This window comes from Roseiarcus sp. (assembly GCF_052145395.1).
Lineage (GTDB): Bacteria > Pseudomonadota > Alphaproteobacteria > Rhizobiales > Beijerinckiaceae > Roseiarcus.
This window is the reverse complement of the sequence record NZ_JBKQOT010000163.1, coordinates 1-6850: the sequence shown is the minus strand read 5'-3', so window position 1 is coordinate 6850 and position 6850 is coordinate 1. Positions and strand designations below refer to the sequence as shown.

Here is a 6850-nt window from a genome sequence, read left to right as displayed (position 1 = left end):
GTCCAGACCGTCGACGCGGCAAGCACGATCGCCTTGTTCGAGGCGCTGGAGCGCTCCAATTCGACGATGAGCCGCATCCATGTTTTCCTCGACAACGCCCGCTACCACCACGCCAAAGTCGTCCAGGACTGGCTGCAACAGCCAGGGAGGCGCATCGTCCTGCACTTCGTGCCGTCATACTGTCCGCATCTCAACCCGATCGAGCGACTCTGGAAGGTGATGCACGAGAACGTCACCCACAACAGATGCTACGCCAAATTCCGCGACTTTGCCGAAGCCGTGCTCGGCTTCCTGCGCAAGACCGTCCCGCAGCGGTTCGACGAGTTCTCGTCAACCATCACCGACAATTTCCGCGTCATCGACCCGAAGGAATTTCGGATCCTCGCGTGACACCGCTATAACGCGTTGAAAGGTCACGATTCACAGGTGAATAAGAGGGTCAAATCCAGCGCCGATTGCGTGTCGAACGCATGCCGAACGCATGCCGAACGCATGCCGAACGCGCGCCGAATGACGTCGGATGGCGCCCGAATGCGCCTCGCTCCGCGGACGCCCGAGGAAATGTCTCGCGCCGGCGGCATCCAGGCGACCGGCTCTTATGGCCTCATCGATGGATTCGTCGCCTGAACCCGTCGAGGGACGGGCGCTTTGGCGCCCTGCGGATGGTCGCAATGATGGAGCTGGTTTGACCTGAGGACATCTTGCTCTAGGCCATGAGCAGCAGCGGGTTCGGCGCGTGGCGCGCCCAGCCGGCCTCGGAAACCATGATGTCGAGCGCGAGCGAGGCCAGGTCGTCGGCGTAAGGGTCGACCCGGGTGTCCTTCGCCTCGTACATGAGCTTCGCATAGGTCTGGCACTCGTCGCAGGTCTCGGCCTTCACCACGCCGGAATCGCCGCCGATCCCTCTGAGCGCCAGCCCGCGCGAGCCGCCGCAGGTGACGCAGACCGCACGGGTGTGGTTCCATGCGGTCGAGCAGAGCGAGCAATGGAGATAGCGGGCGCCCGGCGTTTGTCCCGACGCCCTGACGACGCCTGCCGACGGCGTGGAGCCGCAGCAAGGGCAGAGGCCGCGCTGCTCGAGCAGGCGCAGGGACTCCGCATGCATTCCAGCCGCAAGACCGGTGAAATAGACCTGCAGTGCGGCGGCGATCCAGAACGCCGCGCCCGCGTCGGCAGGCTCGATGCGACCGCGCAGGAAAGCGTCGGCCCGCGTCTCCGTATCTTCGGCGGTGCGCTTGCGCAGCGTTGCGATGACCGTCGCGGCCGCCGGAGGCAGGGCGGCGCCGTCAAACCGGTCGATGAGCAGACCGAGGCCATCGCGCCAGACCGGGTCGCGCCGCCAGCCGTCGGCGGCAATCGGCGGGAGGCGCGCCTCGACCGCGAGCCGCACGTCCGCCTCGTCGGGCCCGGCGACAGCCGGCAGCCCCTCGCAGGCGGCGCGCTGCGCATCGGCTACGGCAGCCATGAAGCTGAGCCATCCCTCCATCGGATGGCCGTCCGCCAGCCGCTCGAGCCTTTGACAGGTTCGGGCGAAGCGGCTGACGGGATCGGGAAGGATGATCGGCTCCGGGGCCTTCACTCCGCCCACCGCCGCCCCGGTCCACGCCCCCTTCGGCGCGCTCTCGCCCTGTCTCATTGGCGCCTACGCCCCTTGCGGGGGCGGGAAGGGCTGACGGGTCGCGCCGACCGAGGAGCTGGACTCGGTGATCCACCCCAAAACGCTCGCTGCTCGGCCGAGGTTGGCGCGACCCTCCTCCTTTATCCTCCCAGACAAGGGGGGAGGAGACGCTAGGGAATATCGGGCGGGAGGCAGTTCAAGAGACGGCATACTCCAATCCCTCATCCGCGCGGGCGGGGGCCGGGGGAGTCGGTCGTCACGAGCTGGCGGAACCATTTGCGGTGATGGCGCCACGCCCAGCCCGGCGTCACGTAGCCGCGGGTCATCGCCCGCACCGAACCGCGCACCCAGATCGCCGCGTAAACGTGGATGATCCAGATCATGATCGCCGCGGCGGCGGCGAGGCTGTGGATGAGCGCGGCCGTGCGCTGCGTCTCGATCGGAGTGGCGTCGCCGAAATAGGCCTCCCAGATCAGGAGGCCGGTGACGAGCAGAACCGGAACCAGAAGCGCCATCGACCAGAACACGAATTTCTGACCGGCGTTGAACCGCCCGACTTCCGGCACGTTCTCTTCGTCGTTCTCGACGACGCGCAAGATCGAGGCCATCCAGGCGATGTCGTCGCGATTCCAGAAGTTGTCGCGCCAGAACTGCACGATCAGCCCGGCGTAACTGACGAAGAGCACAATCCCGATCCAGGGATGGACGGCGCGCGCCCATTGTCCGCCGCCGAACAGGCCCGAGAGCCAGAACAGCATCGGATGGAACATCGACAAGCCCGACACCATGAGGAGCACGAAGCAGGTCGCGGTGATCCAATGATTGACCCGCGCCGGCCGCGTGTTTCGGATGAGCGTTCCTGCGGGGTATTTCATTTGGCGGCCCCCGAGTGCTTCTCGATGAAATCGGCTGCGCGCTGGTTGTCCTCCTCCTCGACCTCGTTGGAGCCGGTGACGCCCCAGTGCAGGAAGCCCGCGACCGCGGTAAAGACGATGCCGGCAACCGCGAGCGGTTTCAAAAAGCCCTTCCAAGCGTCGACCAGCACGCTGATGTGCGGATTGTCGGGCAGGCCGGCGTAGATCGACGGCGTGTCGGCGTGATGGAGGACGTACATCACGTGGGTCCCGCCGACGCCCGGCGGATCGTAGAGCCCGGCGTTCTCGAAGCCGCGCGACTTCAAATCCTCGACCCGCTCGCCCGCCCAGGCTCTCATGTCGGTCTTGGCGCCGAACATGATCGCGCCGGTCGGGCAGGCCTTGACGCAGGCCGGCTCCAGTCCGACGGCGACGCGGTCCGAGCACAGCGTGCACTTGTAGGACTTGCGGTCGACTTGGCTGACGCGCGGGATGTTGAACGGACAGCCCTTCACGCAATAGCCGCAGCCGATGCAGTTCTCGCTGATAAAGTCGACGATGCCGTTGGCGTACTGGACGATCGCGCCGGGGGCGGGACAGGCCTTGAGGCAGCCCGGGTCCTCGCAATGCATGCAGCCGTCCTTGCGGATCAGCCACTCGAGGTCGCCCTTGGGGTTCTCGTACTCGGTGAACCGCATCAGCGTCCAGGTGTGCGGATCGAGGTCGAGCGGATTGTCGTAGGTTCCTTCGAACTGGCCAACGTCGCCGCGCAAATTGTTCCATTCCATGCAGGCGGCCTGACAGGCCTTGCAGCCGATGCAGCGCGTGACGTCGATCAGCTTTGCGACCTCCGCCTCGTGGTTGCGCGCCGAGGGCGGCGTCCCGGTCGAGGCGGAGATCCTAATGTAGTCCTGCGACTGCAGATCGCCCATGACTCGCTCCGTCACGCCGAAGGCGCGCTGACTTTCTCGACATTCACAAGGAACGCCTTGAACTCGGGCGTCTGCGTATTGGCGTCGCCAACCGAGGGGGTCAGCGTGTTGGCGCCGTAGCCCTTGAGCGTCTGGCCGGTGAAGCCCCAGTGGAGCGGCACGCCGATGACATGGGTCGGCTTGCCGTCGACCATCATCGGCTTGATACGCTTCGTGACATAGGCCTTGCACACGATCGCGCCCCGCTTGGACGCGACGCGGACCCATCCGCCCTGCTCGATGCCCTTCTCCTTCGCCAGCGCCTCGCCGATCTCGACGAACTCCTCAGGCTGGAGGATCGCGTTGATCCGCGCGTGCTTCGTCCAATAGTGGAAGTGCTCGGTCAGGCGATAGGTGGTGCCGACATAAGGGAATTCGGCGGAGGTCCCGAACGCCGCCCAGTCGTCGGCATAGACGCGTGCGACAGGGTTCGTCTTCACTTTGGGATGGAGGACGTTGTCCGACGGCGATTCGAACGGCTCGTAGTGCTCGGGGAACGGCCCCTCGGCCATCTGGTCGCGGGCGAACAGACGGCTGAGCCCCTCGGCGTTCATGATGAACGGACCGACGCCGTCGGAGGGCGCGACAGTCGGCCCGTAGTCCGGCACGTCGATGCCGGTCCACTGCTTGCCGTTCCATTCGATGATGGGCTTCGCCGGATTCCACGCCTTGCCGGAGAGGTCGGCGCTGGCGCGGTTGTAGAGGATGCGGCGGTTCGCGGGCCACGCCCAGGCCCAGTTCGGCGCGATGCCCTGCTCGCGCGGGTCGGTCGCATCGCGCCGCGCCATCTGGTTGCCCTTCTCCGTGTAGCAGCCCGAGAAGATCCAGCAGCCCGACGCGGTCGTTCCGTCGTCGCGGAGTTCCGCGAAGCCGTCCAGCAGCTGTCCGGCGCGCTTGGTCGTCTGGCCCGAGGCGTCCTTGAGGTCCACGAGCGCCCGGCCGTTCATCTCCTTGGCGATGTCCTCCGGATCGGGGTCCGCAGGATCGGTGTAGCTCCAGGCCAGGTTGACGAGCGGGTCGGGGAACGCGCCGCCGTCCTTGCGATACTTCTCGCGCAGGCGATGGAAGAGCCCGGCCATGATCCAGATGTCGCTCTTGGCTTCGCCGGGCGGCGGCGCAGCCTTCCAGTGCCACTGCAGCCAACGGGCCGAATTAACCAGCGAGCCCTTCTCCTCGGCAAAGCAGGTCGTCGGAAGCTGGAACACCTCCGTCCGGGTGTCGGCGGGGTTGGAAGGATTCTTCGGCCCGACATTCACGCAGAACCGGGAGGTCTCGGTGTCGAGCGGGTCCATGACGACGAGATACTTCAGCTTGCCGAGCGCCCGGCGGATCTTGCCCTTGTCCGGGAAGGCCTGCAGAGGGTTGAAACCCTGGCAGATGTAGCCATTCATCTTGCCGTTCGCCATCATCTCGAAGGCGGCGATGATGTCGTAGAGCGGGATGTCGAGCTTCGGCAGCCAGTCATAGGCCCAACTGTTTTCGGCCTTGGCGGAGTCGCCGAACATCGCCTTCTGGAAGCTGACGAAGAACTTGCGGTAGTTCTGCCAGTAGCTCGTCTGGCCGGGCCTCAGCGGCTTGAAGAGCCGCGTCTGCATATAGTCGTCGAAACTCGCGTCCGAGTCGCGCGGCAGCGTCAGGTATCCCGGCATCGCGTTCGAGAGGAGCCCAACGTCGGTCAGCCCCTGGATGTTGGAATGACCACGTAGCGCGTTCATGCCCCCGCCGGCGATACCGATGTTGCCGAGCAAAAGTTGCACCATCGCCATCGTGCGGATGTTCTGCGAGCCGATCGAGTGCTGCGTCCAGCCAAGAGCGAAGAGGCTCGTCAGCGCCTTGTCCGGTGCCGAGCACGAGGCGAACAGCGCGCAGATCTCGAGGAACTTGTCCTGCGGCGTGCCGCAGATGCGCGACACCATCTCGGGCGTATAGCGGTCGACGTGCTTGCGCAGGAGGTTGATCACGCAGCGCGGGTTCGTCCACTGGTCGTCGACCTTGGCAAAGCCCTGGTCGTCCAGTTCGTAGTCCCACGACGTCTTGTCGTACGTGCGCTTCTCTTCGTCGTAGCCGGCGAACAGACCGTCCTCGAAGCCGAAGCTCTCCTTCACGATCAGACCGGCGTTGGTGTAGGCGCGCACGTACTCGTGCTGCAGCGCGTCTTTCTCCAGCAGGTAGCGGATCACGCCGTTCAGGAACGCGATATCGGACCCGGGGCGGACGGGCGCATAGACGTCGGCCACCGACGCGGTGCGGGTGAAGCGCGGATCGATGACGACGAGCTTGGCGCCATTCTCGATCTTGGCCTCGATCGCCCACTTGAAGCCGCATGGATGCGCCTCGGCGGCGTTGCCGCCCATCACCACGACGACGTTGGCGTTCTTTATGTCCTGCCAGGTGTTGGTCATCGCGCCGCGACCGAATGTTGGGGCCAGACTGGCCACGGTCGGTCCGTGTCAGACGCGCGCCTGGTTGTCGAACACCACCATGCCGAGCGCCCGCGCGACCTTCCAGGTCACGAGGGCGGTCTCGTTCGAGGACGCCGAAGCCGCCAGCATGCCTGTGCTGAGCCAGCGGTTGACCGTCGTCCCGTCCTTGTTCTTCGCAATGAAGTTCTTGTCGCGATCCTCCTTCATCAGCGTCGCGATCCGTTGAAGCGCGAAATCCCAGGAGACGGGTTTGAACGCGTTGCCGCCCGGCGCGCGGTAGCGCGGCTCCGTGAGGCGCGTGGGAGCGTGAACGATGTCGAGCAGGCCCGACCCCTTCGGGCAAAGGGTGCCGCGGTTGACCGGATGGTCGGGGTCGCCCTCGATGTGGATGATGTTCGACACCGCGTTCTTGGCCCGGTCGCCGGCGCTGTAGATCAAAATGCCGCAGGCGACCGAGCAATAGGTGCAGGTGTTGCGGGTCTCGGCTGCAGCGGTCAGCTTGAACGGCCGCACCGAGGCGGCGAGGGCTTCGCCGGCGCCGCCAAAGCCCAAGGCGCCGAGGCTGGACGCCGCAAGGCCCGCGCCCGTGATCTTGATAAAGCCGCGACGGCTAAGCTCCATAGACAAGCACTCCCCATTGCCGTGCGCCCCTTTTTCCGCCGGCGGCGCGAATTGTTCGCCAACATAAGCAGGATTGTCGGGCTTTGGAAGGAATTCCCAGCAAAAGTTTCCCATCCGGCGCTCAACATGACGCGATCGGACTCAAGCGAGAGGCTAGCGTCAGCCGGAGTCGCCCGGCTTTGCCCGGCTTTGCCGGGGTGGCGGAAGCAGGTTGACGTTTCCGGCGGTCCACCGGCGGAGTTCCAACGTGAGCGGCCACTCACACGAAAGGAACTCCGGCCTTATGTAGCACCCGCCATCGCGCTTGACGTGCGCTCTCGCCTCGGCCATGTTCCTTATATGTTCACGGTTCGGTGCGGCTTC

5 protein-coding genes are annotated in these 6850 nt (G+C 65.4%); 1 reads left to right on the top strand and 4 read right to left on the bottom strand.

Features of this window, described 5'->3' with window-relative positions; translation table 11 throughout:
* Positions 1-390 (top strand): transposase (locus ACLP25_RS05805; protein ID WP_442468281.1); only part of this gene is annotated, 390 nt, incomplete at its 5' end.
* 316 nt (positions 391-706) lie between these two features.
* On the opposite strand, the gene fdhE is transcribed toward ACLP25_RS05805, so the two are convergent.
* The 4 genes from fdhE to fdnG form a co-directional block, all read right to left on the bottom strand.
* Positions 707-1636 carry a formate dehydrogenase accessory protein FdhE gene (gene fdhE / locus ACLP25_RS05800; RefSeq protein WP_442468280.1) on the bottom strand — a complete coding sequence of 310 codons (930 nt, stop codon included), beginning with the start codon at positions 1634-1636 and terminating at the stop codon, positions 707-709.
* Positions 1637-1839: 203 nt separating this feature from the next.
* Positions 1840-2493, bottom strand: a complete 654-nt coding sequence (locus ACLP25_RS05795; protein WP_442468279.1) for a formate dehydrogenase subunit gamma — start codon at positions 2491-2493, stop codon at positions 1840-1842.
* Complete coding sequence (gene fdxH, locus ACLP25_RS05790; protein ID WP_442468278.1) at positions 2490-3404, bottom strand: formate dehydrogenase subunit beta; 915 nt, start codon at positions 3402-3404, stop codon at positions 2490-2492. Before fdxH ends, ACLP25_RS05795 begins: the two co-directional genes overlap by 4 nt.
* An 11-nt stretch (positions 3405-3415) precedes the next feature.
* Complete coding sequence (gene fdnG, locus ACLP25_RS05785; protein WP_442468277.1) at positions 3416-6487, bottom strand: formate dehydrogenase-N subunit alpha; 3072 nt, start codon at positions 6485-6487, stop codon at positions 3416-3418.
* Positions 6488-6850 lie beyond the last annotated feature (363 nt).